The sequence below is a fragment of the Enterobacter cloacae complex sp.6700776 genome (genome assembly GCF_048284255.1).
In the GTDB taxonomy this organism is placed as follows: Bacteria; Pseudomonadota; Gammaproteobacteria; order Enterobacterales; family Enterobacteriaceae; genus Enterobacter; species Enterobacter intestinihominis.
In genome coordinates this window covers 1-302 of the sequence record NZ_JBLVYK010000177.1, presented here as the reverse complement: position 1 = coordinate 302, position 302 = coordinate 1, and the positions used below count along the sequence as shown (strand labels likewise).

Sequence of the window (302 nt, the reverse complement as noted above, 5' to 3'; positions counted from 1 at the left end):
GCCCAGGCGAGTTCCGGCCCGGCCTCCACGGCCCAGGCCGCCGCCGCCGGGGCGGCCTCGCCGCGCAGCGTGGCAAGCGCGAAATGGTGCGGCGGCTGCGGTGAGTGGGCGTCGCTGCCCCAGGTCTCGGCCGGGCTGAGCCGGGCCAGCTGCGCGGCAAGCCGGGGAAGGGACAGGCCGGAGAGCGCATGGCGCGCGGCCTCGTCCAGCGCGCTGGCATGGGGGATCAACAGATGCATGGACGGGGATTATCCAAACGGGGCCCTGTGCCGGGCGCCCAAATCGTCCATACACTTTTGCCC

1 protein-coding gene is annotated in these 302 nt (G+C 73.8%); it reads right to left on the bottom strand.

Features of this window, described 5'->3' with window-relative positions; all coding sequences use genetic code 11:
• A partial coding sequence (locus ACNQ0T_RS23780) for a hypothetical protein (protein WP_417930453.1) occupies positions 1–239 on the bottom strand: 239 nt, incomplete at its 3' end.
• Positions 240–302 lie beyond the last annotated feature (63 nt).